The sequence below is a fragment of the Arthrobacter sp. RT-1 genome, from assembly GCF_003367205.1.
Classification (GTDB): domain Bacteria; phylum Actinomycetota; class Actinomycetes; order Actinomycetales; family Micrococcaceae; genus Arthrobacter.
This window is the reverse complement of the sequence record NZ_QRGQ01000002.1, coordinates 180,390-203,961: the sequence shown is the minus strand read 5'-3', so window position 1 is coordinate 203,961 and position 23,572 is coordinate 180,390. Positions and strand designations below refer to the sequence as shown.

The following is a 23,572-nucleotide window of genomic DNA, read 5'->3' as shown; positions in this document are numbered from 1 at the left end:
CTCATGGTGGCACTCGGCAACGGCCTCGACGTCAGCCCGCTCGGGTTCGGCGGCATGGCCCTTACTCCCGTGTACGGCGAGGTGGACCCGGCCGACGCACTCAAAACACTGCACCACGCCGTGGACTCCGGTGTCAGCTTTATCGACACCGCGGACGTCTATGGCGGAGGCAGCAATGAGGAACTGATCGGCCGGCTGCTCAGGGAGCGCCGGGACGAGGTGCAGCTGGCCACGAAGTTTGCGCTCGTCGGGAACCCGGCCGGCGGCTACACCGACATCCGGAACGACGCCGCGTACATCCGGCAGGCGGTGGACCGGAGCCTGCAGCGGCTGGGCATCGACGTCATTGACCTCTACTACATGCACCGCCGTGACCTCCGCGTTCCGATTGTGGAAACCGTGGAGGCCATGGCGGAGCTTGTGCAGCAGGGCAAGGTCCGGCACCTGGGCCTGTCCGAAGTGACCGCCCGGGAGTTGGAGGATGCCTTCGCTGTCCACCCCATTGCGGCGGTCCAGAGTGAATGGTCCATCTGGAGCCGCGACGTGGAACGCAACGTTGTTCCTGCCGCAGCCGCCCTGGGGGTGGGGTTTGTGCCGTATTCGCCGCTGGGCCGGGGATTCCTCACCGGCACCGTTGACGCTGCCAGCCTTGGAGACAATGACTTCCGGCGCCGGATTCCGAGGTTTTCCCCGGACGCCGCCAGCGCCAACCAGGCAGTGGTGTCGGCCGTCCGGTCAGTGGCCGGCGACCTTGGTGCGACGCCCGCCCAGACGGCCCTGGCCTGGCTGTTGGCGCAGGGCAAGCGGCTGGGCTTGCCGGTCGTTCCCATCCCCGGGACGCGTAAACGGCACCGGATCGACGAGAACCTGGGCGCGCTGGCCCTGGACCTCACCCCTGCGCAACTGGACGCCCTGGACGCGGCCTCGGACGCCGTCGTCGGCTCCCGTTCCGCGGATCCGCAGTGGGTGTCGGAGGGCCGTGAATAGACTCGTCCCATGGACTCACTTCAGTACGACCTGCCGGCCCTGACCATCCGCCGGATCTCCGTCAGCGCGATGGACAACAACGTGTACCTGCTGACCGCGAAGGCCAGCGGGGAACAGGTGCTCATCGACGCAGCGGACGACCTTTCCGCCATCCAGCAACTGCTGGCGGACGCCTCCGCGGACACGGCGGCCACGCCCCGGCTCGCGCTGATCGCCACCACCCACCAGCACTGGGACCATGTCCGGGCGCTGAAGGAGCTGGCTGCGGCGACGGGTGCGCCCACCGCCGCAGGGACGGACGACGCCGACGCGCTGCCTGTTCCGGTGGACCGGCGGCTTGGGCACGGGGACCGGGTGGCCGTGGACGGCTTTGAGCTCGCGGCTGTCCACCTGAGGGGGCACACGCCGGGCTCGATCGCGTTTGTGTACCAGGACCCGGAGGGCCCGGCGCACATCTTCTCCGGTGATTCGCTGTTTCCGGGCGGCGTGGGCAATACGCAGAAGGACCCGGAGCGGTTCAACCAGCTGCTCAGCGACGTCACGGAGCGGCTGTTCGGCACCTACCCTGATACCGCCGTCGTGCATCCCGGCCACGGCAAGCCCACCACCCTCGGCGCCGAGCGGCCACACCTTGAGGAGTGGCGCGCCCGGGGCTGGTGAGGAACGCGGCGGTTGAGCCTGTCAAAACCCGACAGGCTCAACCACCGAAAACGGAACGCTAGCGGCCGCGGCGTTCGTTGGACGCCGGAGCCGATGCACGGCGCGGACCGCCGGAGCGGCCTCCACCGGAGCGGCCACCGCCGTTGCCGGCAGCGTAGGATCCGCCGGAGGTGCCGCCGGTGTTGGAGGACCAGACAGCCTTGTTGCCGCCGCTGCCCGCAGCAGCACCTGCGCCGGCGGAGCGCCCGCCGGTGCGTGCACCTGTGCCTGCAGCTGCTGCACGCTGACCGGTGGCCGGACGTCCGCTGCGCTGGCCGCCGGTGGAAGCCGGACGCCCGGTTCCGCCGCGGGGGGCGTCGCTGCGGGTGACGCGGGATTCCGCACGGCCGTCTGAACCGCGGCCGGCCGATGCACGGCCACCTGCTGCGGGAACATCGTTGCGGTGCGTGGAAGCGGTGCCGCGGCCTCGGGCGTTGCGGCGCGCTGCCGCAGCGGCAATCGCGCGGTCCTCGTTCTGCTCTGCGTTGCGGTCGAACGCTGCCCGGGCTTCGGTGCGGCCCTCGAAAGCTGCAGCCCGGCGCTCGGCGCGGGGAACATCGGTGCGGACCGGTTCGGCCGAAACCTTGCCCCGGCCGCCGCGTCCACCGCGTCCACCGGTTGTGGGAGCAGCCTGGCGGCGGGCGCGCTTGCGCTCTGCGTTGGCGCCCGTGGAGGTTCCGCCGCCCTGCTTCTGGGCCTTGGCGGCCAGCAGTGCGGCACGGGTGCGGGGATCAACCTTGTCGGCCATTTCGCCCACCAGGTCAGCCACGATGGGCGAGTTGGCGGTGACGCGTTCGAAGGTGACCTCCACGCCGGCAGCCTTCATCAGCTTCTTGACGTCGGTCTGCTGCTCCGGGAGGGTCAGCGTGACCACGGTGCCGTCGGAACCGGCACGCGCGGTACGGCCGGAGCGGTGCAGGTATGCCTTGTGCTCGGTGGGCGGATCCACGTGGATCACCAGTTCGACGTCGTCCACGTGGACACCGCGGGCTGCAACGTCGGTAGCCACCAGGACGCGCACATCGCCGTTGGAGAACTCGGCGAGGTTGCGGTCACGGGCGTTCTGCGACAGGTTGCCGTGCAGGTCCACGGCGGGGATCCCGGCGTCGGTCAGGGTCTTGGCCAGCTTGCGGGCGTGGTGCTTGGTCCGCATGAAGAGGACGCGGCGGCCGGCGCCGGAGGCGAGCTCCACGATCAGCTGCTTCTTGACGGTCTGGTCGTTGACCACCAGCACGTGGTGCTCCATGGTGGTCACCGCGGCCTGCGGATCGTCCACGGAGTGGGTCAGCGGGTTGGACAGGTAGCGCTGGACGATCTTGTCCACGCCGTTGTCCAGGGTGGCGGAGAAGAGCAGGCGCTGGCCCTGGCTGGGGGTCATGTCCATGAGCTTCTTCACCACGGGCAGGAAGCCGAGGTCCGCCATGTGGTCGGCCTCGTCCAGGACGGTGATCTCCACGGCCTCGAGGGTGAGGATGCGCTGGCGGATGAGGTCCTCCAGGCGGCCCGGGCAGGCAATGACAATGTCGACGCCGGCGCGCAGTGCCTTTTCCTGGCGTGCCTGCGAGATGCCGCCGTAGATCACGGTGGTGTTCAGGCCGGCAGCCTTGGCCAGCGGCTCGATGGTGGCGTTGATCTGCGTGGCCAGTTCACGGGTGGGTGCCAGCACCAGGCCCATGGGGCGCCCGGGCTTGCGGAAATACGGAGCCTCGCGCTCGGCCAGGCGGGCCACCAGCGGGATGGCGAAGGCGATGGTCTTGCCGGAACCCGTGCGGCCGCGGCCCAGGACGTCGCGTCCGGACAGCGTGTCAGGCAGGGTCTTTACCTGGATGGGGAACGGGGTTTCGATTCCCTGCGCGGCGAGGGTGTCGGCGAGGGCTTTGGGTGTGCCAAGGGCAGCGAAAGTAGTCAAAAGTCAAAGGTCTTTCAGGCGGTATCCGTGCGGATATCGGCCCCCGATGCCGGTTGGCCCAGGGGTTCGCCGAAGAAAATTCAGGTGATCAACCAGCCTGCTGCCGCTTATGCAAAGCGGCGGCCGGGACCAAATGGAACGCGTTCATCGACGCAGGATGTGCCTCTCACATGAAAAAAGCCCTGTCCCCTAAATGAAGGGGTACATGGGCATCACTGCACATCAAGTTCCACCAGTCTAGCATCCCGGCGGCGCAGACCCGTTTTCGCGTCACTTCCGCTGCCCAACTGAGTAGCACCAAGTGTCGTATTGAGGCCCCGGAACGACAGTTGCTGCTACTTGGTTGGGGGCGTTGCCTTAGCAGTCGGTGCAGGGCAGTGTTGAGGCATGAACGAACACGTGGCGCGCCACCAGGACATGCACGACGACGGCACCTCCACAGGTGATAACGGCACCGGCATCGGCACCGGCATCCGCGGCAATGACGCCGCCTCCATCTGGAACGAGCGGTACCGCGCAAAACCGCAGATATGGAGCGGAAAGCCCAACCCGCAGCTGGTCCGCGAGGCGGGTGGCCTCCGGCCGGGGAAGGCCCTGGACCTTGGCTGCGGCGAAGGCGCCGACGCCATCTGGCTGGCACAGCAGGGCTGGACCGTGACCGCCGTCGACGTTTCCGCTGTGGCGCTGGAACGGGCCCAGTCGCATGAGAAAGCCGCCCTGGCCAGGGAGAGCGTGCACGCAGGCGAGGGCGCGATTGCCAGCCGCATCACCTGGCAGCAGGCCGACCTGGAGCAGTGGGAGCCCGGCGGGCCCTTTGACCTGGTGACCTCGCAGTTCCTGCACTCCCAGGAGCTCGCCTGGCAAGGGCCGCTCCGGACGGCCGCGGCGGCGGTCAAACCCGGCGGCACCCTGCTGGTGGTGGGGCATCACCCGGACCGGCTGCCGCCGTGGGGAGGCGGAGCCGGGCACACCCACCGGGACATGTTCTATACCGGCGACGAGGTTGTCCAGGAACTGGGGCTGGACGGCCCCGGATGGCAGGTTGAGGTCCTCACAAGCCGCGAGCGCCCGGTGACGGGTCCGGGCGGCGAGCACGCCATCATCGCCGACGTCGTCCTGCGGGCCACCCGGTTGGGCTGACGCCTTTCAGGAGGCCTTGGCGGTGACGCGCGGCGCCACGAAGGCCGCGGCTGTGGCGAGCACGGCGGCAAGGGCGAAGACGCCTGCGAAGGATCCCGTCGTCGTCGTAAATGCCGCGAACACGATGCCCGTGGTGGCGAGAGCCAGCGCACCGCCCAGCGAGTCCGAGATGGACATCGCGGAGCTGTTGAAGCCTTCGTTGTCCTTGGTGGACAGCGCAAGGGTCATCACGCTGAGTCGCGGATACAGCAGGCCCATGCCGCCGCCGGCGAAGATCCAGCCGGCAATCGCGACGGCGGCCGGCCAGTGGAGAGACGTGGTGGCCAGGGCCAGCAGCACCGCGCCCAGGACCATCAGCGCCCCGGTCAGGACTGCGCGGCGATGGGACAGCCGGGCCCCGAGGCGGCCCTGGACAGCCGACGCCCCCGCCCACGCCAGCGCTCCGCCCGTGAGGGTGAGGCCGGCGAAGGTGGGGGAAAAGGCGTATTGCTCGATCAGCAGGTAGGGAAGGTAGACCTCGGCACCGAAGAACCCGGCCGAGGCCAGTCCGCGTGCCAGGATCACGCTGGGCAGGCCGCGCCGGGCGATCAGGGTGCCGCGTGGCACCAGTGGCCGGACGGCCAGCAGCGCCAGGACGACGGCGGCGATGGCCAGGAGAGCGGTGGCCGCGGGAACCCCGGGGACGCGGACGCCGGCAGACAGGTTCAGCGCCAGCACCGCGATTGCGGCGAGGGCGGCCCACGCGAGCCGGCCGGCAGCCCACGGTACGGCTGCAGCGTCCATGGGCCGCTGGTCCATCCCGCGAAGCACCGGCGCGATCATCAGCAGCGCCGGAATGACCAGCCCCACCACGCCCAGGAACACCCAGTGCCAGCTGAACACCTGTGCCACGATCCCGGCCGCGAAGGGACCCACCAGCGACGGGATCACCCACGCCGCGGAGAACGCGGCAAAGATTTTGGGGTGCAGCACGCCGGGGTAGATGCGGGCCACGAGGACGTACAGCGCCACGGTGAGGGCTCCGCCGCCCAGCCCCTGGACCAGCCGGCCGGCGACGAGCATCGGCATGGACGTGGAGGTTCCGGCGATCAGCAGGCCCAGCACGAACAGCCCCACGGACGCGTACAGGGGTGCCGTTGGCCCCCGGCGGTCGGACCAGTTGCCGGCCGCCACCATGCCGATCACGCCGGTGGCCAGCGGACCGGCGAAAGCCAGGGCGTAGAGGCCGGCGCCGTTCAGCTCCCTGCTGACGAGGGGCATGATGGTGGTCACCGCGAGGGACTCGAACGCGGCGAGGAACACCAGGGCGCACGTGCCGATGGTCACCCACAGGTACGGCCGCTGCAGGATGCGGGCGGCCGGTTGGGTGGTTGGAACCGTGGAGTCGGGCATGCGGGCCTTAGCCGATATACCGGTCGCGGCCGGCGCGGTAGCCGAAGACGGCCGCGAGCAGGCCGACCACCAGGAACAGGAATCCGGCGGCGGTGAAGGAACCGGTGGCCTGGTGCAGCTGGCCCACCAGCAGTGTTCCGGTTGAACCGAGCCCGTACCCGACGCCCTGCATCATCCCGGACAGGTGCGCGGCGGTGTGGCCGTCGCGGGTGCGGAGCATGATCATGGTCAGGGCAACGGCCGTGAGGCTTCCCTGCCCCAGGCCCAGCAGCCCGGCCCACACCCACACCAGCTCCAGGGGCCCGAAGATGCTCAGCGCGAACCCGGCACCGGTCATCAGAGCGACCACTGTGTTGATGACCCGCTGGTCGCGGAGCCTGGCAGCAAGCGCCGGGGCGAACAGTGAACCCAGCATCTGCAGCACAATGCTGACGGACACGATCAGGCCCGCCGTCGCCCCGTCCACGCCCCGCTCGCGCAGGATCGGCGCCAGCCACGCGAAAACACTGAAGGACATCATCGCCTGCAGCACCATAAAAATGGTCACCTGCCAGGCCACCGCGGAGCGCCACACGTTCACCCCGTCCCTGGCAGCCTGGTGCCTGATCCGGGGCTGGCGGACCGCCACCGGCAGGAACAGCAAAAGGACGACGGCGGCGGGCACCGCCCAGAACCACAGCGCCAGGGTCCACTCCCCCGTCGCCGCGTAGACCGGGTACGTGAAGCCGGCACCTAGCGCGGCGGACGCGCAGATCGCCGTCGTGTACAGCCCGCCCATCAGCCCCAGCCGGTGCGGGAAGTCCCGCTTCACCAACCCCGGCAACAGGACATTGCACAGGGCGATCGCAGCTCCGCACGCCGCCGTCCCGGCAAGGAGCGCGGGCAGGTGGCCGGCGGCGGGCAGCCCCGTGTCCACCGGGCGCAGCAGCAGCCCCGCCGTCAGGACCGCCATGGCACCGAGCAGGACACGCTCGGCACCGAACCGGCGCGCAAGCACCGGGGCGAGCGGCGCGAACAAGCCCAGCAGCGTCACGGGAACAGTTGTCAGGACCACCACCGCCCATCCAGGCAACGCCGCCTGAGAACTGGCCTCCGGCAGCACGGCGGAGAAGCTGGAGAACACGGTCCGCAGGTTGAGCCCGACCAGGACCAGGCACAGGCCGAGGTAGGCGAGCTGCCGCCGGCTTCCCACCCGGGTTGGCCCGGGCGCGGGCACTTCATCAATCTCCGCGTCAACCAGGGCGCCGGGATCAACCCCGGCCTGCGGTGCTGCCTCCCCGGCAGGGCTTCCCGGCCGTTGCTTCCTTGCCTCGGCGTTCGTCGCTTCCGTCACCCGCCCATTGTTGCAGGAGCGGACTGCCCCAGGAGTTGTCCACATACGCGGCCCGCGCGCTTTTGGCAGACGGGCAGCGTCCCTAGGTTTGAAGGGCACGCTGCCGGGCCAGTCATTCACAATCAGGGAGAACCATGGACATGCCACCTCAGTCTGGGCACAACAATTCCGCGACGGAAGCCACAGCGCCTCAGTCCCAGGCCGTGGTTCCGGCACCACCAGGCGGCGGCCACACCGGCAAAGCGGTTGCAAGCCTCGTCCTTGCGATCGTGGCACCCGCGAGCCTCCTCCTCACGGCCCCCTTCGCCAGTTTTGCCATGCTGTTGACCTTCCCGTACGACGGCCCGTCAAAGAATCCCTTGCTGGCTCCCCTGGTGTTCTGGAGCCTGCCCCTGATCTTCGGCATCACCTCTGCATCGCTGGGCGTCTCCGCTCTTCGGAAGTCCGGACTCCGCGGTCAAGGGTCCGGTCTGGCGCTGGCAGCGTTGTGCATCAACGGCGTTATTTTCATTGTGGGGCTCCTCATGACCCTGCGGTTCGTGTACATGATGCGCTGAGGCGGCCGTGCCGCGGCCATTCCCGCCCGCGACGAACCGGACCCGCCGGCGGGTCCCGCCCCGGTATCCTTGAAGGGATGAGTGATTCCCCCGAAAACCCCCAGCAGCCGCATGTCCCGCGGCCCGTAACCCCCGGCACGCAGGCATCCTTCGGCACCTATGGCGGCCGGCCGGTCAGCTTTGTCCGCCGCGGCACCCGGCTGCAGGGCCGCCGGCAGGCTGCGTGGGAAGAGCATGCAGAGCGGTGGGCTGTGGATGTTCCCCGCCACGTCGCCAACACCTCCGTCCACCCGGATTACACGTTCGACGCCGAGGCGGAATTTGGCCGGAAGGCTCCCCTGATCGTGGAGATCGGCTCGGGCCTGGGCGATGCCATCTGCCACGCGGCGGAGCAGAACCCGGACACCGATTTCCTGGCCGTGGAGGTCTACACCCCCGGGCTGGCGAACACCATCATCAAGATCAACAGCCGGGGGCTGCGCAACGTCCGCGTGGTTGAGGCCAACGCCCCCGAAGTGCTGGCCACCATGCTGCCCGAAGGGTCCGTTGACGAGTTGTGGGTCTTCTTCCCCGACCCCTGGCACAAGTCACGGCACCACAAGCGGCGCCTCATCCAGCCCGAGTTTGCAGCACTGGCTGCCCGTGCCCTGAAGCCGGGCGGGCTGTGGCGGATCGCCACCGACTGGTCCAACTATGCTGTCCACGTCCGTGATGTCCTGGCCGGTTCCGAGGACTTCGAGAACCTGCACAACGGCCAGCGCCGCGGACCCGAAAGCCCGCTGACGCAGGTGTGGCAGTCCGGCGTCGAGTCGGTGGTGGGCGGCGCTCCGGTCCGTGAGGGCCGCGCCCCCGTCAGCACCTTGCACACCGGGCCCAACGAGGGCGTGGACGAGACGGGCGGCTGGGCTCCGCGGTTCGAAGGCAGGATCCGTACCAGCTTCGAGGCGAAAGCCCACGAGGCGGGGCGCCTGATCTTCGATCTCTGCTACCGCCGGCGGTAGCAGGAGGTCAGCCCACGCTGATGGCGGCCACAATCTCCCTGAGCATGCCGAGCCGCGGCTCCACGCCGGGGTCCACGTAGGGCCAGATCACCACGACGCCAATAAAACGCGAGCGCTCCCACACACCCACGGTGGCTGCCACCTTCCCCGCGCCTCCGGTGTCGTCGTAACCCACCACCACGGCGTACGCGGCTTTGCCGGGGAGGTTCAGTTCGCCCTCCCCCAGGAGGGTTCCACCCCGCTCCTCACGGTAGAAGCCGGACATCAGGTGCGCCCAGCCGTTGGCCTGCGGTGCGTCCTGCACCGAGGTGTCGTCCTTGATGACGGTGACCAGGACATCGCCCGGGAGTCCGTATTGCCCGCTGTTGGGCCCGGCCGTGGAGTCGCCGAGGACCTGCGTGTGCTCGGGAAAGTCTGCCGTGAACCCCAGCGGGGATTCGATGTGCACGGACATGGTCACAGCCTTTCAAGCTTCGTGTCGTTGGGGACTTTGTAGTAGGTGGACACGTTGGTGGTGGCCTGGCTCTCCGTCTTGACCTCCACCTCGCCCAGCTTCACGTCAAGGCCGGCTTCGGTGGACGCACTGACCACGCTGTTGACCTGCACCGTGGCGGACCCGGCCTCATAGAGCCGGGCGGCATCCCGGGCCGCCCCTGCCTCATCACCCAGTGCTATGTTGCGCAGGTAGCTGTCGATCACGGGGCGGTTCTCCGGCGAGTACTCCACGTCGATCCTGACCGTGCCCTGCGTGCCGGCGGTCACCGAGGACTCCACCTTGGCAGTTTTAACATCGGTGCCCGCCGTGACCCCATGCGCCACGGTACCGTCCATGGACACCGACACTGAATCGATGGTGTTGTCCTTGTCCATGGTGACCTGCAGTCCGCCCTTGCCGGAGGCCTCGAAGATCCGCCCGTCCAGGTTGAGCGTTCCCTGCGCTGAAACCTCTCCGCTGGCGGTGGAGGTGCCGTCCGTGAGGTTCCGCTCGTAGGCCAGGTCCAGTTTCGCGGATCCGGACGCGGCCCCGGTTTCCGCTTCAGCCTCCAGGGACAGGGTCCCCTTCGCTTTGTCCGTCAGCCCGGTGGACCCGTTGTCACCGGCCGCATTGTTGATGGTTTCCAGGATGTAGCCCGGCGGGTTGCCCGCCACGTCCTTGATCTCGCCCACGCTGTCCGGCGGCAGGTCGCGGTACATCTGTCCGCGGGCGGCCATGGCTTCCTCCACGCTGCCGAAGGTGTACTCCCGGGACACCTCCCCGCTGAGGGTGACGCCGGCGGCGCCACTGGTGTCGTTCACTCCCAGCCCCATGTTCCCGTACACCTTCATGGTGGCGGAGCCGTCCGCGTTTTCCACCACTTCGGTGCCTACCTCGGCGCCCCCGTGGACCCACGCCACCCTCGCCTCGATGGAGGCCCTACCGGCCTCGGCGTAGACGGGAATATCCGCCTTCGCCAGCTCCTGCAGGTGGTCCTTGGCCAGCTCCTGGGCAGATTCGGGGATGCCGCCGTCCATGCGCATGAGGTCTTCGGCGAAGGGGCCGTCGTCCCCCTCGCCCTCGACCAGGTACTTGCGGTCCGCTGCGGACAGGCTGTCCCACCACGTGGCCTGCTCCGCGGGGCTTGCATCCAGCATGCGGGCCAGGCCGGCTTCCAGTTCCCTGCGGTGTTCCGCGGCCGCGGCCGCCGCTGCAGCCTGTTCCTGCAGCCAGTCCCGGGCCTGGGCGGCGAGCGACTGGAGGGGGTCCCACGGGCCGGTGCCGCCGGTTCCGCCGGATGACGACGCCTTCTCCTGCTCATCCGCGTGCTTCAGCAGGAGTTTCGCGTTCTCCCGCAGGCTGGACACCACCTTGTCCAGCCCGGGGCGGTGGCTGCCGGCCCATTCCTGGCGGAACCGGTCGCCGTCCGTTCCCTTCCACGGTGCGGACTGGATCTGGTTGTGCAGCGAGCCGGCCCGGGCGCTCAGCAGCGACGCGGCCTGGTCAGCCGCCTTGGCCAGTGCCCGCAGCTGGCTGACGTCAGCGCCGTAAAAGGTCATGGTGTTCCCCCGGAGAAGTCCTCGGTGCGTGTCATCCGCTGCTGCTTATGGTGGCACAGCCGCCGGGACCGGGCGATGGGGATCCCTCCCCATGCATGTCCGAAGTGAGGCGCGGATCCACACCGCCAGGCCGCGTACTGTTCCCAGACCGTGTCCGCGTGGCACGATTGCCTTTGTGTGGGGCACGCACACCAGTGGACCACCGCGCACTGCGCACGCACAAAGGAACAGCCATCAAAAGAGAACTGAAGCAGGCCGTGGACGCGGCAGAGAACGTCACCAATTCGCGGACTCTGGAACTGCTGGCAAGGGCAGGGTTTGCGGCAAGCGGCATACTGCATCTGCTGGTGGGTGCAATTGCCATCCGGCTGGCCATGGGCGGCACGGGCAACGCGGATTTCAGCGGCGCCGTGGCGGAGCTCGCCACGCAGCCGGCCGGCCCCTTCCTGTTGTGGGCGAGTTTCGCGGCGTGCGCTGCCCTTGCGCTGTGGCAGGCCAGCGATGCCATCTTCGACTACAACCGGCTGCCCACCAAGGAAAAAGCCGGAAAAAAGGCCAAGGCCGGGGCCCAGGCTTTGGTGTTCGCCGGACTCGCCCTGACGTTGTTGTCCTTCGCGAGGGGAACCGGCTCGGGCGGCGACAACCAAAGAGCTGTCAGTGACCTGACGGTCTCCCTTATCAAAGCCCCCGGCGGTGTAGCCCTGCTGGTCCTGCTGGGCGCCGGCATCGCTGTGACCGGGGCGGTGTACGGCATCCGTGGGCCCAGGAAATCCTTCGACAAGCATCTGGTCATGCCCGCGTCCCCAAAGGCAAGGACTGCGGTAACGGTGCTGGGCGTGACAGGCTATGTGGCCAAGGGCGTGGTCCTGCTGCTGACCGGCCTGCTCATCGTCATTGCCACACTGCAGGCCCACCCGGAGGATTCAACCGGCCTGGACGGCGGGCTCCGTGCACTGCGCGACCAGCCCTTTGGCGTCTACCTGCTGGCAGCCGTGGGCGCCGGGCTCATCTGCTACGGGGTGTTCATGATCGTGCGGGCCCGGCTGGCCAAAATGACCCAGTAACCCGCAAACGGCGAGGGAACCGCCGTCGCGGTGGCCGCGTCGAATGGTTGAGCGCCGGGGTAGCTAGGCTGGGACCATGCCCCAGGTACGCGCCGAACGCTTCATCCGCCTCGACCCGGAGACGGTCTTCGCCTTCTCCCAGACCACCGGCACCTTCCGGCTCAAATGGGACCCGTTCATCTCGGCCCAGGGATTCCTGGCCGGAGCCAGCTCGGCCGGCAAGGGCGTCCGCACCAGGACGCGCTCCCGCCTGGGGCTGACGATGGTCAGCGAGTACGTCTCCTACTTCCCGCCGCGGAACGTGGGCATGACCATGGTGTCCGGCCCCTGGTTCTTCGGGAACTTCGGCGGCGGCTGGCGCTTCACGGCCGGCGACGGCGGCACGCAGGCGGCTTGGAAGTACACCTTTTCCTGCCGGCCGGCGCTGTTGCGGCCGCTGATGGAGAGGATCGGCACCTGGCTTCTGGGGCACGAGATCGAGAGGCGGATCGAGGCGTTCGCCCGCGCCTGCGAGGATGAGGCGCTGGTAGCTGAGTTCCGTGCCCTCCGCGGGCCTTCGCCGGAGCTCCCCTAGCCCGCGAGCCCGCGAGGCGTCAGTGCTTCAGGCGTCAGGGCACCGTGATCACGGCAACGGCATGCTGCGTGCCGTCCCGCAGCTCAACACTGGAAATGCTCCCCAGCTGGATGGGCGTGGCCCCCGTGACCTTGACCCTGCCGCTGGGGGTGGCCGACCAGGCGCACGCGCGGTCCTCGCCGCCGGCGCGGTCACGGACCCACAGGGACAACGTCCCGTCCTGCGGGAGGCTGCTTCCGTTCACGGCCAGCTCGGTCCCCCAGGTCTTGCGGGCCAGGTCGATGCTGAACTGGAGCCCGCCCCCAGACTGGACGGAATAGGTGGCGTCGGGTTGCTCGGGCCGCGCCAGCAATGGTCCAGCAGCGAGCCCCAAGGCGAGGCAGGCGGCGGCCACGGCGCCCACGAGTGCCGCCCACCGCCGTCGTGATGTCCGACGGCGGCGCGCCAGCTTGCTGAGGAGCGGAACCGGAACGGGGGCAACAGGACCGGCCGCTACGGCCGCAACGGCGGTCAGCGCCACGGCATCCGGCACGGGAAGGGCATCCAGCAGCATGGGAAGCTTCTCAAGCCCGGCCAGTTCCTCTCGGCAGGCGGCGCAGTCCTTGAGGTGGGACGCAAAAGCCGCCTGGTCGTCGTCGTCCAGGCCGCCCAGGAGGTAGGCACCCAGCAACTGGTGGGGATCAAAACCGTTCACCGTTCCACCCCCATTTCATCCAGGATGGTGCGCAGGGCACGGACCGCGTAATAGGCGCGGGACTTCACGGTTCCGCTGGGGATGTTGAGCTGGACGGCGGCTTCATTGACCGTGAAGCGGCGGTAATGCAGGGCCACCAGGACGTCGCGGTGCTCCTTGCTCAGCCGGAGCAGGGCCTCCTCGATCAATACCCGGATCAACAGCTCATCCACCTTTTCCATCGCCCCGCCGTGATCCGTGAGGCCGCTTTCCAGTGTTTCCGGGCGCCGCTGGGCACGCCGGTAATTGTCGATCATGATGTTCCTGGCCGTCCGGTACAGGTAGCTGCGGAGGCTTCCGTTGATCTCCGGCGCGTGCTGCCAGACGCGGAGCACGGTCTCCTGCACCACGTCCTCAGCCAGTTGGGGGTCCCGGGAGGCACTGAGGACGAACCGGCGCAGGGCGGGGCCGTGTTCACGGTAGATGGACGCCACCACGTCCTCATCCAGCGGCATGCCGTCCCTCCTGATGTGGTTCTGTCCCACATTCCTGCTGATGTCCTAAAGACGCCGCGGGCCGATAAAAAGTTCATCCTGTTTGAACCATTCTTCACCCGGATGCGTCGTAGAAGTTAGCGTCCGGTATCAGACGCCGGGCCCAGCCAAGGAGCAACCCATGAAACACCACCCGGGTGCAGGCCTCGCCATCCTGGCCCTTGCCGCGGTACTGACGGCCTGCGCCGGCGGCACCGGAACCGCGCCGGCCACCAGCCCCGCTGTCACCACCGGCGCGCCTGCCACGTCCGCAACGGCCCCCGCCGCGTCGGTGTCCCCGCCCTCGGCAACGTCCACCACGGCCAGCGCCGGCGTCGACCTCAAGACAGCGTCCACAAGCGCCGGCACCATCGTGGTGGATGGAAAGGGAATGAGCGTGTACTTCTTCACGAAGGATATGAAGGACTCCGGAACCAGTGCCTGCACGGACGCCTGCCTGGTTGCGTGGCCCCCTGTTTTTGCTTCCTCGGAAACTCCGTCCGCCGAGGGCGTCACGGGAGCATTGGGCACCATCACCACCCCGGATGGCAAGCAGCAGGTAACCCTGGAGGGACTGCCGCTGTACTACTTCGCGAAGGACACAAAGCCGGGCGATATCCTCGGCCAGGGCGTCAATGACGTCTGGTACCTGGCGGATCCGTCCGGCGCCATGATCAAGATGGGCGGTGCATCAGCCTACTGAGTTGGATTTGCCGGCCGGGCCGGCCCGCCTCCATGCTCTTCGCGGCAGGGCTTGAATGGCGGGCGGCGGCCGGAAAAACGGGCCGCAGGCGCCCTACCGCAGCTAGCGCAGCGGAACTGCGGGGAGAGTCCCGGGCAGCGGAAGTTCTGACGCGCCGGGGACGGGCACCTGCGGCGGCTGGCCTACACCGTTGGTGAGATCATCCGGAACGGCGGTGGCCAGGTCCTCCGCAGCAGGAAGGCCGGCCGGCTTCCCCGGGGCGGCGTCCTGCCCGGCTGCCGTTTCCGGCGGGGCGGGAGCGTTCGACGGCGTCACCTCCGCCGGTTGCCCGGCGGGACCTGGTGCGGCCGGGACAGTCTCTTCGGCTGCTTGGGTTGCCGGCGTGGCAGGAACCGGGGCTGCGGGTTCATCAGCCGGGTTCCCCGCGGGTACCCCGGTGGATCCCGTCACAAACGACGTGACGGCATGGTTGAACCGGCTGAAGGAGTCCCGGAACCCCTGGTCGGAAGCCGCGGCGACGGCTCCGCCGGCGGACAGCGAGACGGCCACGGACAGTGCTGTCAGGGTGACGCGCCGCTTGGCCCGGCGCCGCGCGGCCAGCTCATCGGGGGGTGCGGCGGCGGATACTGCTGCGGTCTCAACTGGCGCGGCCGCAGCAGGTGCGGCGGCGCTGGTTGAAGCCGCCACCTCCTCGGCGCGCTGCATCAGGGCTGCGACCTCCGCGGAGGGTTCCGGCGTCACAGCACCCAGGGCGCGGAGTTGCAGGAGCGCTGGATGGAGCTGTCCGTCGTCGTCCAGCCCTGCCTCCAGCAGCAGCTGGTCAACGAATCCGTCGCTGCGGGATCCTGCGGTGTCACTCATGATTCGCCTGGTTTCTTGAGAGCGTCTGTGCTTTGAGGTTCTGAAGGGCCCTTCGCTGGAGCTGTTTGATGGCCCCGGTGCTTTTGCCCATGATGCCCGCCACCTGTTCGATGGACAGGTCCGCCACCACGCGGAGCGCCAGTACTTCCTGGTGTTCCCCGCTGAGGCCGTCCAGCATCGCGGCGGCCCCGCCGTCCAGTTCCACGGCCTGGTCCTCCGCCGACGGCGTTGTGCGGCCGTCATGCTGGGGATCGTAGGGCGTCAGTTGCGGCCTGCGCTCCAGCCGGCGGTAGTGGTCCACCATGCGGGCGTGGGCAATGGAGAAGATCAAGGATTTGGCGCCCTGCAGGCCGCCGGTGAGCCCTTGGATCTTCGGATAGAACGCCAGGAACACGTCCTGCGTTACCGCTTCCGGGTCGTCAACACCGCGGGCCTTGAGGTAGCCCTGGACGGGGCCGGCGAAGGACCGATAGGCAGCGCCGAACAGCACAGCGGGATCTGTTCCGGCTGCGCTGTCGAATATGTCGATCTCTTCATGGGCCAAAGTGTCTAGCACCAGCGGCTCCTCCATCCCGGAACGCGGAGTGCGCCTGTCCCGGTTGTGCGGTGCGGATTGCCTGTCCCCGCTGCTTCTTCCGCCTGCTGCAGCACCATGCCGCCGGCGGGCGGGACTGCAGGAACGGGGGGCTGGTTCCTGCAGTCCGGAGTGGCCGCAGCCACAAAACAGCTGCGGTCCACCCTAGCCAACGGTGCCTAGCGGACTGAAACCGCGGGGGCTTCCACGACGTCGGCGCCCTCAACCGGAACAGCAGGCACGGCTGGAACGGCGGGCTCGCCGTCGACACGCGGGACGGCGGGGACGGCAGGAACGGCCGGAAGCTCGGGACGTTCAACCTCAACGGCGGCGGAGCCTGTGGCAGCCGCTCCGGCTTCGGCGGCGGCATCCGCGTCCGCAACAACATCGGCGCAGAAGTCCCCAACGTTAGCTTCGCCTTCGGCGGCAATAACCAGCGAGGAGAAGCCCTCGGCAGACGCGTTGAGGCTGCCGTTGGTGAAAGCAGTGCAGAGGCCGAAGGCTGCGGCGCCTGCTGCGTCAACGGCAGTACCGGCGGCAACGGAAGCCGAACCCTGGGCGGCTGCTTCCTCATCGCTGACCGTGGCGTCGGCAGCTGCATCAGCAGTTGCCGTTGCATCGGCGTCGGCTGCAGCATCCGTGGTGGACTCCGCACCGGCCTGGGCGTCAGAGGCTGCCTCGGCTGCCAGCTGCGGGGCGGGAGCACCGAACAGTTCGTGCGCGGTCTGCTGCGCGTCAGCGGGGAGGACACCGGTAACGGCGGCTGCGCCGGTTCCGCCGACGGCCAGGGTGCCTGCTGCCAGGACTCCGGCGGCGACTTTACTGGTGGCGAGAACGGTGAACAAAGACATCAAGTACTCCAAACCTGGACAACATATCGGGTTGGGCCCGGCGTGCGGACCCATCACCTCCTACATCGCCGGGGGCAGCGGAAAGGTTACGAACGCTGGAAATCTTTTTTATTGCCCGTCCGTATCAGGACCACCGGACCGTCGCCCTTACGATCGATGCATGTCCAACAGCAACCAGCCGCAGCAGTCCGACACACAAACCGGTGCGCCCCGGAAAGAGGCCGGCACCTGGCAATCCATGGTGGACAACAACAAGGCGTTGCTCCTGCGGAAGACCGGCCAGGATACGGCCCATTGGGTGGAGCAGGCCCGGGCGGCGGGCATCCGCAGCGACCGGGAACTCCGCGACTGGATGCGGGACGGTTTTGGCGTGACGGGCTATGCCCAGTACGCGGTGTCCTGGGAGCTGTTCGGCTACCCGGAGTTCATGCTGCGCGATGCCGACGAACTGATCGACGGCCAGTACGCCAACCACCCGCAGCTGCGGCCCATCGCTGATGCCATCCTGGCCTGGGCGTCAGCCACCGAAGGCGTCCAGATCCAGATGCGGAAGGGCTACGTGTCCCTGCACAGCCAGCGCCGGAAGTTCGCCCAGGTGACCCGGTCCACTAACTCGGCGGTGGACGTGACCCTGCGCCTTGATGCTCCCGCCGGGGGACGGCTGGAACAGGTCAGGACACGGGCGGACGATCCCTTTACGCTTCGGGTCCGGCTGGTGTCTCCCGATCAGGTGGACGACGAGCTGCTTGAGATCCTGACCGCGGCCCTGGAGCAGAACAGCTAGGAAAGCGCTGATTCGCGGGACAGGCGCCGGAGTCGCCGGATATTCACGGCGGCACCGGTGGCTGTCCCGCGAATTGGCGGACCGGAAGGACGTGCGACCTGTTTCTAGGCCTGCACGAGGTCCGCGTCGGCCTCTTCAAACTCCACGGCTGCGACGATTTCGAGGGTTTCGGGGTTGATCATGAAGGCTTCGTCGTCTTCCTCCACCATCAGGAAGTCGCCGTGGTCCGTGGAGAAGTGCCAGGCCAGGGTCTTCTCGCCGTCGTGCAGGTAGTTGGGGTCCCCCATGGTGATCCTGAGGAGTTGGTACCCGGCAACGCTGCAGAGCTCGCGGATGATGATTTCGAAGTCCGGGGCGTCCTCCAGCGCTTCGGCCTCTGCCTGGGCCTGGCGTTCGGGCAGGTCCGGGATCAGGGCAGCAAGCCGCTGGATGTACGCGCCCACCTCTTCGTCGTCGAGCACCAGGAGATCGGCCTGTCCGCGCAGCCAGGCGGCATTGAGTGCGGTGATGTTCTCCCGCTCCAGCAGCTCCTCGAACTCGCCGTCGAGCTCTTCCATCCGCAGGACGGCGTCGGGGGTCTCTGCAGCCTGGTCGAGTCCGCCGTCGAGGTAGTGCTCGGTCTCCTCCTCGGTCAGGGCGTCGTAGGCCGCAACAGCGCGGTTGAAGAGGTCCAGGTGGGCGGTTGCGCCCATGCCGGCCATACCCTCGCGGATCAGGGTGTCCGTTTCGGACCGGTCCACGGCCATGAAGGAGTACTGCGCGAAGCCGCCCTCGAGTGACTGCGTGAGGTAGAAATCCACGTAGTAGCTGCGGACTGCCACCGGAGACATCTCCTCGGTATGGAGAAGAGCGGTGTGCATGGCGTCCACCACGCTCACATTGGCCTCAACTGCCTCCTCATCGCTGGCTTCGATGCTGCTGCTGGTCAGGACGACGGGCTGCTGGCTGGTGATCATGGCAATCCTTACTGCTGTTCGCTGGTGGTGCTCAGGACGCTTTTCACGCTACGGCTGAGGGATTACCGGCCCATTGAGGAGGAAGTGAACGTCTAGCGAAGTTTTCAGCAACTGCACAAGGGTCAACCGTGCGCCCTGCTGCCGGGAATGCCGACAGACCCCCTCTTGACCAGGGTTGCGGAAAATTCAGGTTTTGCAGCAGGCGCCTTCCTGCCCTGGATCTGGCGGATGAGGGCTTCAGCCGCGGCGACGCCCATCTCGTAGACGGGCTGCGCAATCACGGTCAGAGGCGGTGTGGTGAGGCGGGTCCAGGCAAAGTCGTCGTACATCAGGAACGAGACGTCGTCCGGGATCGAGAGCCCCAGGTCCTGGATCGCCTCGACGACGCTGAGCCCGATGAGTCCGTCCGAGGCAATGATCGCCGTGGCGGGATCAGGCTGCTGCAGCAGTTCACGGGTGATTTTCCTGATGGACTCCGGACCGCCGGCGTTGAGCCGGACCAGGTCCTCGGGTTGGGGAAGCCCCGCTTCGTCGAACGCACGCTTCATACCGTCCCGGCGGTCCGAGATCTGCGAGGAGTCCAGCGGCAGGCCGGCGAAGTAAGGCTCATCCGTCCGAATGGTGGAAATGAAGGCAATCCGGCGGTGCCCTTCCCCGATCAGGTAGCTGGTGGATTCATAGGAGATTCCCTCCATCTCCACTGCCACCGTGTCCACCTCCACCCCCTGGGCCCTACGGTCGAGGAGCACCAAGGGCCTTCCGGACGTGTGAACGCTTGCCAGGTGCTGCGTATCAACCGATGAAGCCGGCGCGATGATCAGGCCGTCAACGCGCTTGTCCAGCAGCACCTTCACTGCGTCGACTTCGGCCGCTGTGTCCTCATCGGTATTGACCAGGATGACGTTGAACCCGCTCTTCTTCGCGGTGTCAGTAATGCCCCTGGTCGCGAGGCCAAAGTGCGGGTTCTCGATGTCGCCCACCACCACGCCGATCGTGTTTGACTTCCCGGTGTTCATGCTGCGCGCGAGTTCATTTGGGCGGTAGTTCAGCTCTTCCGCTGCTGCCAGTACGCGCTCCCTCACATCGTCACTCACTGCGCCATAGTTGCCCAGCGCACGTGCTGCCTGGGCCTTGGATACCTGCGCGGCCTTGGCGACGTCTGCGACTGTTACATCGCGTCGTCGTGAAGCGTCAGTACTCATTTCGGCCTTTCCCGTAGGACGCTTGACGCCCTTTTGTGGCTTGGGTTACATTTCTATCAATCGGTGTGAGTCCGGTCTCAATCCTAGAGACTGAGACCGGACTCAGCAAGAGGTACCGGCCAAGCATCACCCCACGGCGGATCTCGATCCTCCACTCCCGCTTCTCTCGATTGGAAAACTCGCTGTGTTTACTCGAAAGACTTTCCGCCCCGCAACACTGGTTGCCGCGGCCGTCGCCGCGGTCCTGGCACTGTCCGGCTGCGGAGCATCCACTCCTGCTTCCTCCTCATCCGCGGACAACCCCTACGGCCTGATTGAGCCCGGATCCATCCGTGTCGCCAGCCTGGGTGACTCGAAGCCGTACACCTTCACCGACGCCCAGGGTAAGTTCACGGGCTTCGATGTGGAACTCTTTACGGACGTGGCCCGCCGCGCCGGTGTAGACAACGTGGTCTTCACCGGCCAGGACTTCTCCGGCCTGCTCGCCGCCGTCGCCAACGGGCAGTTCGACGCCGGGGTCGCCGCCATCGGCATCACGGACAAGCGCAAGGAAACCGTTGATTTCTCCGACGGCTACCTGGCCGGCTACCTGACCATCATCACCACCAAGACGTCCGGCATCAACGATCAGGAAGGGCTCTCCGGCAAGCGCCTGGGCGTCGTCCAGGGAACGCTGCAGGAGGCCTACGCCGTCAAGAACTTCACCTCCGCAAGCCTGGTGCGCTTCCCGGACAACAACACCGCAGTCTCGGCCGTCAACAGCGGCGCTGTTGACGCGCACTTCCTCGACTACGAGGCCGCCAAGTCCTACCAGGAACAGTTTGGCCTGGTGAGCGCAGCAGATATCCCGTCCTTCGACGCTCCCGCCGGCTTCGCCGTCGCCAAGGGCAAGACCGAATTCAAGGAGGCCCTGAACAAGGGCTTGGCCGAAGCCATGGAGGACGGCACCTGGAAGAAGCTCTACGAAAAGTGGTTCCCGGGCTCCCCGATGCCCGAGCAGTACCTTCCCAAGGCCGAGCAGACGTCCAGCCCGGCGCCCAGTAACTAACCCCTCCCAAGGTTGCGGGGGCGGTCCACCGGAATTACCCGCCATGACCGCCCCCGTTCCACCAGCTAACAACGTCTGAGAGCAACCATGGACTGGCTCAACACCATCATCCGCACCTTCTTCGACTTCGAAGCAATGGTCGAAGTCCTGCCCCAACTTCTGGGCGTGGGCCTCCTGAACACCCTCATCATTTCCGTCTCGGCCACGATCATTGGCCTGGTGCTCGGCATGATCGTCGCCGTTATGGGCATTTCACCGTCCCGGTGGCTGCGGGTCCCGGCCCGCATTTACACGGACCTGTTCCGTGGCTTGCCGGCCATCCTTACCATCCTGCTGATCGGCCAGGGGTTCGCCCGGCTGAGCCAGTCCATCTTCGGCCCTTCGCCGTACCCCTTGGGCATCATCGCCCTAAGCCTGATCGCCAGCGCCTACATCGGTGAGATCTTCCGTGCCGGCATCCAAAGCGTGGACAAGGGCCAGGGCGAGGCCTGCCGCGCCCTGGGCATGAGCTACGGCAAATCAATGGCACTCGTGGTCATTCCCCAGGGCATCCGCCGCGTACTGCCGGCACTGGTCAACCAGTTCATCGCCATCGTCAAGGACTCCTCACTCGTCTACTTCCTCGGCCTGCTGGTCAGCGAACGTGAACTCTTCCGCGTGGGCCAGGACGCCGCAGTCCTCTCCGGAAACCTCTCCCCGCTGGTGATGGCCGGCATCTTCTACCTCATCATCACCGTGCCGCTGACGCACCTGGTGAACTACTTCGACAGCCGCTTCCGGGCAGGAAAACGCCGTCCCGCGGCCCCCTCCAGCGGCCTCAAGGAAGTCAAGGAACTCGACGCGGCCTCGCCGCTCACTACCGGGAGCAACACATGATCACCAGCACCAGCGCCAACCCCACCGCTGACATCCAGACCTTCCACGGATCCAGCCTGGAACTCAAAAACCTGACCATGGCGTACGGGGACATCGAGGTGCTCCGCAACGTCAGCCTTACCGTGGCCCCCGGCACCACCACCTGCATCATCGGGCCATCGGGCTCGGGCAAGTCCACCCTGCTCCGCGGGGTCAACAGGCTCCACGAACCCAAAGGCGGCGACGTGCTCCTGGCGGGCGAGAGCGTACTGAAGGTCAACCCTGACATCCTGCGCAGCCGGATCGGGATGGTCTTCCAGCACTTCAACCTCTTCCCGGACCACACAGCCCTGGAGAATGTGGCCCTCGCCCTCTGGAGCGTCAAGAAGATGCCCAAGGCAGAGGCACGGGAGCGGGCACGCCTCCGCCTGGCCGAGGTGGGCCTTGCCGAACGTGCCGACCACCGTCCACGGGACCTTTCCGGCGGACAGCAGCAGCGCGTGGCCATTGCCCGTGCCCTCGCCATGGAACCCGAAGTGATGCTCTTCGACGAGGCCACCAGCGCCCTGGACCCCGAGCTGGTCAAGGGCGTCCTGACCCTCATGGCGTCGCTTGCAAAGCGGGGCATGACCATGGTGGTGGTGACGCACGAAATGGGCTTTGCCCGGAAAGTGGCCGACCAGGTCGTCTTTATGGATGAAGGCGAAGTAGTCGAAGCGGGCACGCCCGCGGACATCTTCGACAACCCCAAGAGCGAACGCCTCCAGCGTTTCCTCTCCGAGGTGCTGTGATGGCGAAGGTCAGCAAAGGACCCATCCGTACCGCCGTCGTCGGCTTCGGGATTTCCGGACGCGTCTTCCATGCACCCCTGATCGAGGCGGACCCGTCCTATTCACTGGACGTGATTGTCACTGCGGACCCGGACCGCGCTGCCGCAGCAGCAGCCCGCTACCCGCGGGCCCGGATTGTCCCGACGGCGGAGGCCCTGTTCGCACTGTCAGCCGACCTTGACCTGGTGGTTCTGGGTACCCCTCCGGTCACCCATTTCGACTTCGCTTCGAGGGCGATCGCCCACAAGCTGCACGTTGTGGTGGACAAGCCATTCGTCACCACATCCGCACACGGCGAAGAGCTGGCCGCCAGAGCGGCCGACGCCGGCGTTCAGCTGACGGTCTTCCAGAACCGCCGGTGGGACGCGGATTTCCTGACCCTCAAAAAGCTCCTGGAGGCCGGTGGGCTGGGCGAGGTCCGGACGTTCGAATCACGGTTCGAGTGGTGGCGCCCGGAAGGTTTCGGGAACTGGCGCGACTCCGCCACCACGGCGGAGGGCGGCGGCATCCTCCATGACCTGGGCGCCCACCTCATCGACCAGGCCATCCAGCTGTTTGGGCCCGTGGCGCGCAGCTACGGCGAAACAGCCGGGCAGGGCACGGGCCGGCCAGGCCCGGAACAGGAAGCCTTCGTGTCCCTGCTGCACGAATCGGGCGTACGCGCCCGGCTCTGGATGAACGGCGCCGCCCCGCAGGCAGGCCCCCGGTTCCATGTGCTTGGCTCGGCAGCCGGTTACACCAAGTGGGGACTGGACGGGCAGGAACCTGCACTTGATGCCGGGGTCCTCCCCACCGATCCCGGCTATGGCGTGGACCCCCAGGTCTCTTGGGGGGTCCTGGGGGTGGACGGCGCCACAAGGGCCGTTCCCGCCGAGCGGGGGGCCTATCCCGAGTTCTACCGGCTCCTCGCCGACGCACTCCTCCGCGGGGCGCCGCTCCCGGTTGACCCGGCAGACGCCGTCGAAGTCTTGAAAGTCATTGAAGAAGTCCATGCCCTTGCCTGACACAGCAC

The 23,572-nt window shown here is 67.4% G+C and carries 25 protein-coding genes; 13 read left to right on the top strand and 12 right to left on the bottom strand.

What is annotated here, in order from left to right; genetic code table 11:
• The first annotated feature begins 3 nt into the window (after positions 1 to 3).
• Together DXK94_RS02305 and DXK94_RS02300 are read left to right on the top strand one after the other, a co-directional pair.
• Positions 4 to 987 carry an aldo/keto reductase gene (locus DXK94_RS02305; protein WP_115523643.1) on the top strand — a complete coding sequence of 328 codons (984 nt, stop codon included), beginning with the start codon at positions 4 to 6 and terminating at the stop codon, positions 985 to 987.
• Between the two features lie 9 nt (positions 988 to 996).
• Positions 997 to 1,647 (top strand): MBL fold metallo-hydrolase, encoded by a 651-nt coding sequence (locus DXK94_RS02300; RefSeq protein ID WP_115523642.1) that lies wholly within the window; start codon positions 997 to 999, stop codon positions 1,645 to 1,647.
• 58 nt (positions 1,648 to 1,705) lie between these two features.
• Here the strand turns inward: DXK94_RS02300 and DXK94_RS02295 are convergent, their stop codons facing one another.
• Positions 1,706 to 3,595, bottom strand: coding sequence for a DEAD/DEAH box helicase (locus tag DXK94_RS02295; RefSeq protein ID WP_115523641.1), 1,890 nt, complete (start codon positions 3,593 to 3,595; stop codon positions 1,706 to 1,708).
• Between the two features lie 387 nt (positions 3,596 to 3,982).
• Between DXK94_RS02295 and DXK94_RS02290 the strand changes: the two genes are divergently transcribed.
• Positions 3,983 to 4,735 (top strand): bifunctional 2-polyprenyl-6-hydroxyphenol methylase/3-demethylubiquinol 3-O-methyltransferase UbiG, encoded by a 753-nt coding sequence (locus tag DXK94_RS02290; protein WP_115523640.1) that lies wholly within the window; start codon positions 3,983 to 3,985, stop codon positions 4,733 to 4,735.
• A gap of 6 nt (positions 4,736 to 4,741) precedes the next feature.
• On the opposite strand, the gene DXK94_RS02285 is transcribed toward DXK94_RS02290, so the two are convergent.
• Positions 4,742 to 6,127, bottom strand: coding sequence for an MFS transporter (locus DXK94_RS02285; protein WP_115523639.1), 1,386 nt, complete (start codon positions 6,125 to 6,127; stop codon positions 4,742 to 4,744).
• A gap of 7 nt (positions 6,128 to 6,134) precedes the next feature.
• Entirely contained in the window at positions 6,135 to 7,460 is a 1,326-nt protein-coding gene (locus DXK94_RS02280; protein WP_181884718.1) for an MFS transporter, read from the bottom strand.
• 140 nt (positions 7,461 to 7,600) lie between these two features.
• On the opposite strand from DXK94_RS02280, the gene DXK94_RS02275 reads away from it, so the two are divergent.
• Both DXK94_RS02275 and trmB read left to right on the top strand, forming a co-directional pair.
• Positions 7,601 to 8,017: a hypothetical protein gene (locus DXK94_RS02275; protein WP_147294350.1), complete on the top strand. Its 417-nt coding sequence runs from the start codon at positions 7,601 to 7,603 to the stop codon at positions 8,015 to 8,017.
• A gap of 77 nt (positions 8,018 to 8,094) precedes the next feature.
• On the top strand, positions 8,095 to 9,018 hold the full coding sequence (gene trmB, locus DXK94_RS02270; RefSeq protein WP_115523637.1) for a tRNA (guanosine(46)-N7)-methyltransferase TrmB: 924 nt from the start codon (positions 8,095 to 8,097) through the stop codon (positions 9,016 to 9,018).
• Positions 9,019 to 9,025: 7 nt separating this feature from the next.
• On the opposite strand, the gene DXK94_RS02265 is transcribed toward trmB, so the two are convergent.
• Entirely contained in the window at positions 9,026 to 9,472 is a 447-nt protein-coding gene (locus DXK94_RS02265; protein WP_115523636.1) for a hypothetical protein, read from the bottom strand.
• 2 nt (positions 9,473 to 9,474) lie between these two features.
• On the bottom strand, positions 9,475 to 11,052 hold the full coding sequence (locus DXK94_RS02260; RefSeq protein WP_115523635.1) for a hypothetical protein: 1,578 nt from the start codon (positions 11,050 to 11,052) through the stop codon (positions 9,475 to 9,477).
• Between the two features lie 194 nt (positions 11,053 to 11,246).
• Here DXK94_RS02260 and DXK94_RS02255 point away from each other — a divergent pair, with 194 nt between their 5' ends.
• Together DXK94_RS02255 and DXK94_RS02250 are read left to right on the top strand one after the other, a co-directional pair.
• Positions 11,247 to 12,116 (top strand): DUF1206 domain-containing protein, encoded by an 870-nt coding sequence (locus DXK94_RS02255; RefSeq protein ID WP_258868405.1) that lies wholly within the window; start codon positions 11,247 to 11,249, stop codon positions 12,114 to 12,116.
• 76 nt (positions 12,117 to 12,192) lie between these two features.
• Positions 12,193 to 12,690: an SRPBCC family protein gene (locus DXK94_RS02250; protein WP_115523634.1), complete on the top strand. Its 498-nt coding sequence runs from the start codon at positions 12,193 to 12,195 to the stop codon at positions 12,688 to 12,690.
• Positions 12,691 to 12,724: 34 nt separating this feature from the next.
• Here the strand turns inward: DXK94_RS02250 and DXK94_RS02245 are convergent, their stop codons facing one another.
• On the bottom strand, positions 12,725 to 13,384 hold the full coding sequence (locus DXK94_RS02245; protein ID WP_079595276.1) for a zf-HC2 domain-containing protein: 660 nt from the start codon (positions 13,382 to 13,384) through the stop codon (positions 12,725 to 12,727).
• Entirely contained in the window at positions 13,381 to 13,878 is a 498-nt protein-coding gene (locus DXK94_RS02240) for a sigma-70 family RNA polymerase sigma factor (protein ID WP_079595277.1), read from the bottom strand. Before DXK94_RS02240 ends, DXK94_RS02245 begins: the two co-directional genes overlap by 4 nt.
• 160 nt (positions 13,879 to 14,038) lie before the next feature.
• Between DXK94_RS02240 and DXK94_RS02235 the strand changes: the two genes are divergently transcribed.
• Positions 14,039 to 14,599 carry a hypothetical protein gene (locus DXK94_RS02235; RefSeq protein WP_115523633.1) on the top strand — a complete coding sequence of 187 codons (561 nt, stop codon included), beginning with the start codon at positions 14,039 to 14,041 and terminating at the stop codon, positions 14,597 to 14,599.
• 102 nt (positions 14,600 to 14,701) lie between these two features.
• On the opposite strand, the gene DXK94_RS02230 is transcribed toward DXK94_RS02235, so the two are convergent.
• The 3 genes from DXK94_RS02230 to DXK94_RS02220 form a co-directional block, all read right to left on the bottom strand.
• Positions 14,702 to 15,460, bottom strand: a complete 759-nt coding sequence (locus tag DXK94_RS02230) for a hypothetical protein (RefSeq protein WP_115523632.1) — start codon at positions 15,458 to 15,460, stop codon at positions 14,702 to 14,704.
• Entirely contained in the window at positions 15,453 to 16,031 is a 579-nt protein-coding gene (locus DXK94_RS02225; protein ID WP_079595280.1) for an RNA polymerase sigma factor, read from the bottom strand. The genes DXK94_RS02230 and DXK94_RS02225 overlap by 8 nt, the downstream gene beginning before the upstream one ends.
• 182 nt (positions 16,032 to 16,213) lie before the next feature.
• On the bottom strand, positions 16,214 to 16,885 hold the full coding sequence (locus tag DXK94_RS02220; protein ID WP_115523631.1) for a protein tyrosine phosphatase: 672 nt from the start codon (positions 16,883 to 16,885) through the stop codon (positions 16,214 to 16,216).
• Positions 16,886 to 17,045: 160 nt separating this feature from the next.
• Here DXK94_RS02220 and DXK94_RS02215 point away from each other — a divergent pair, with 160 nt between their 5' ends.
• Positions 17,046 to 17,669, top strand: coding sequence for a DUF5655 domain-containing protein (locus tag DXK94_RS02215; protein WP_115523630.1), 624 nt, complete (start codon positions 17,046 to 17,048; stop codon positions 17,667 to 17,669).
• A gap of 104 nt (positions 17,670 to 17,773) precedes the next feature.
• Here the strand turns inward: DXK94_RS02215 and DXK94_RS02210 are convergent, their stop codons facing one another.
• Together DXK94_RS02210 and DXK94_RS02205 are read right to left on the bottom strand one after the other, a co-directional pair.
• Entirely contained in the window at positions 17,774 to 18,625 is an 852-nt protein-coding gene (locus tag DXK94_RS02210; RefSeq protein WP_115523629.1) for an exonuclease SbcCD subunit D C-terminal domain-containing protein, read from the bottom strand.
• Positions 18,626 to 18,747: 122 nt separating this feature from the next.
• Positions 18,748 to 19,827: a LacI family DNA-binding transcriptional regulator gene (locus tag DXK94_RS02205; RefSeq protein WP_115523628.1), complete on the bottom strand. Its 1,080-nt coding sequence runs from the start codon at positions 19,825 to 19,827 to the stop codon at positions 18,748 to 18,750.
• Between the two features lie 184 nt (positions 19,828 to 20,011).
• On the opposite strand from DXK94_RS02205, the gene DXK94_RS02200 reads away from it, so the two are divergent.
• From DXK94_RS02200 to DXK94_RS02185, 4 genes are all read left to right on the top strand, one after another.
• Positions 20,012 to 20,875: an ABC transporter substrate-binding protein gene (locus DXK94_RS02200; protein ID WP_115523627.1), complete on the top strand. Its 864-nt coding sequence runs from the start codon at positions 20,012 to 20,014 to the stop codon at positions 20,873 to 20,875.
• Between the two features lie 87 nt (positions 20,876 to 20,962).
• Positions 20,963 to 21,751, top strand: coding sequence for an amino acid ABC transporter permease (locus tag DXK94_RS02195; protein ID WP_079595286.1), 789 nt, complete (start codon positions 20,963 to 20,965; stop codon positions 21,749 to 21,751).
• Positions 21,748 to 22,521, top strand: coding sequence for an amino acid ABC transporter ATP-binding protein (locus DXK94_RS02190; protein ID WP_115523626.1), 774 nt, complete (start codon positions 21,748 to 21,750; stop codon positions 22,519 to 22,521). The genes DXK94_RS02195 and DXK94_RS02190 overlap by 4 nt, the downstream gene beginning before the upstream one ends.
• Positions 22,521 to 23,564 carry a Gfo/Idh/MocA family oxidoreductase gene (locus DXK94_RS02185; protein WP_115523625.1) on the top strand — a complete coding sequence of 348 codons (1,044 nt, stop codon included), beginning with the start codon at positions 22,521 to 22,523 and terminating at the stop codon, positions 23,562 to 23,564. The genes DXK94_RS02190 and DXK94_RS02185 overlap by 1 nt, the downstream gene beginning before the upstream one ends.
• The last annotated feature ends 8 nt before the right edge of the window (positions 23,565 to 23,572 follow it).

Coding starts and splice junctions, on each gene's coding strand:
- DXK94_RS02290 (WP_115523640.1), top strand. CDS start 3,983: ATGAACGAACACGTGGCGCGCCACCAGGACATGCACGACGACGGCACC.
- DXK94_RS02240 (WP_079595277.1), bottom strand. CDS start 13,878: ATGCCGCTGGATGAGGACGTGGTGGCGTCCATCTACCGTGAACACGGC.
- DXK94_RS02205 (WP_115523628.1), bottom strand. CDS start 19,827: ATGAGTACTGACGCTTCACGACGACGCGATGTAACAGTCGCAGACGTC.
- DXK94_RS02260 (WP_115523635.1), bottom strand. CDS start 11,052: ATGACCTTTTACGGCGCTGACGTCAGCCAGCTGCGGGCACTGGCCAAG.
- DXK94_RS02190 (WP_115523626.1), top strand. CDS start 21,748: ATGATCACCAGCACCAGCGCCAACCCCACCGCTGACATCCAGACCTTC.
- DXK94_RS02305 (WP_115523643.1), top strand. CDS start 4: ATGGTGGCACTCGGCAACGGCCTCGACGTCAGCCCGCTCGGGTTCGGC.
- DXK94_RS02275 (WP_147294350.1), top strand. CDS start 7,601: ATGCCACCTCAGTCTGGGCACAACAATTCCGCGACGGAAGCCACAGCG.
- DXK94_RS02210 (WP_115523629.1), bottom strand. CDS start 18,625: ATGATCACCAGCCAGCAGCCCGTCGTCCTGACCAGCAGCAGCATCGAA.
- DXK94_RS02230 (WP_115523632.1), bottom strand. CDS start 15,460: ATGAGTGACACCGCAGGATCCCGCAGCGACGGATTCGTTGACCAGCTG.
- DXK94_RS02225 (WP_079595280.1), bottom strand. CDS start 16,031: ATGGAGGAGCCGCTGGTGCTAGACACTTTGGCCCATGAAGAGATCGAC.
- trmB (WP_115523637.1), top strand. CDS start 8,095: ATGAGTGATTCCCCCGAAAACCCCCAGCAGCCGCATGTCCCGCGGCCC.
- DXK94_RS02300 (WP_115523642.1), top strand. CDS start 997: ATGGACTCACTTCAGTACGACCTGCCGGCCCTGACCATCCGCCGGATC.
- DXK94_RS02185 (WP_115523625.1), top strand. CDS start 22,521: ATGGCGAAGGTCAGCAAAGGACCCATCCGTACCGCCGTCGTCGGCTTC.
- DXK94_RS02285 (WP_115523639.1), bottom strand. CDS start 6,127: ATGCCCGACTCCACGGTTCCAACCACCCAACCGGCCGCCCGCATCCTG.
- DXK94_RS02250 (WP_115523634.1), top strand. CDS start 12,193: ATGCCCCAGGTACGCGCCGAACGCTTCATCCGCCTCGACCCGGAGACG.
- DXK94_RS02220 (WP_115523631.1), bottom strand. CDS start 16,885: ATGTCTTTGTTCACCGTTCTCGCCACCAGTAAAGTCGCCGCCGGAGTC.
- DXK94_RS02195 (WP_079595286.1), top strand. CDS start 20,963: ATGGACTGGCTCAACACCATCATCCGCACCTTCTTCGACTTCGAAGCA.
- DXK94_RS02265 (WP_115523636.1), bottom strand. CDS start 9,472: ATGTCCGTGCACATCGAATCCCCGCTGGGGTTCACGGCAGACTTTCCC.
- DXK94_RS02235 (WP_115523633.1), top strand. CDS start 14,039: ATGAAACACCACCCGGGTGCAGGCCTCGCCATCCTGGCCCTTGCCGCG.
- DXK94_RS02215 (WP_115523630.1), top strand. CDS start 17,046: ATGTCCAACAGCAACCAGCCGCAGCAGTCCGACACACAAACCGGTGCG.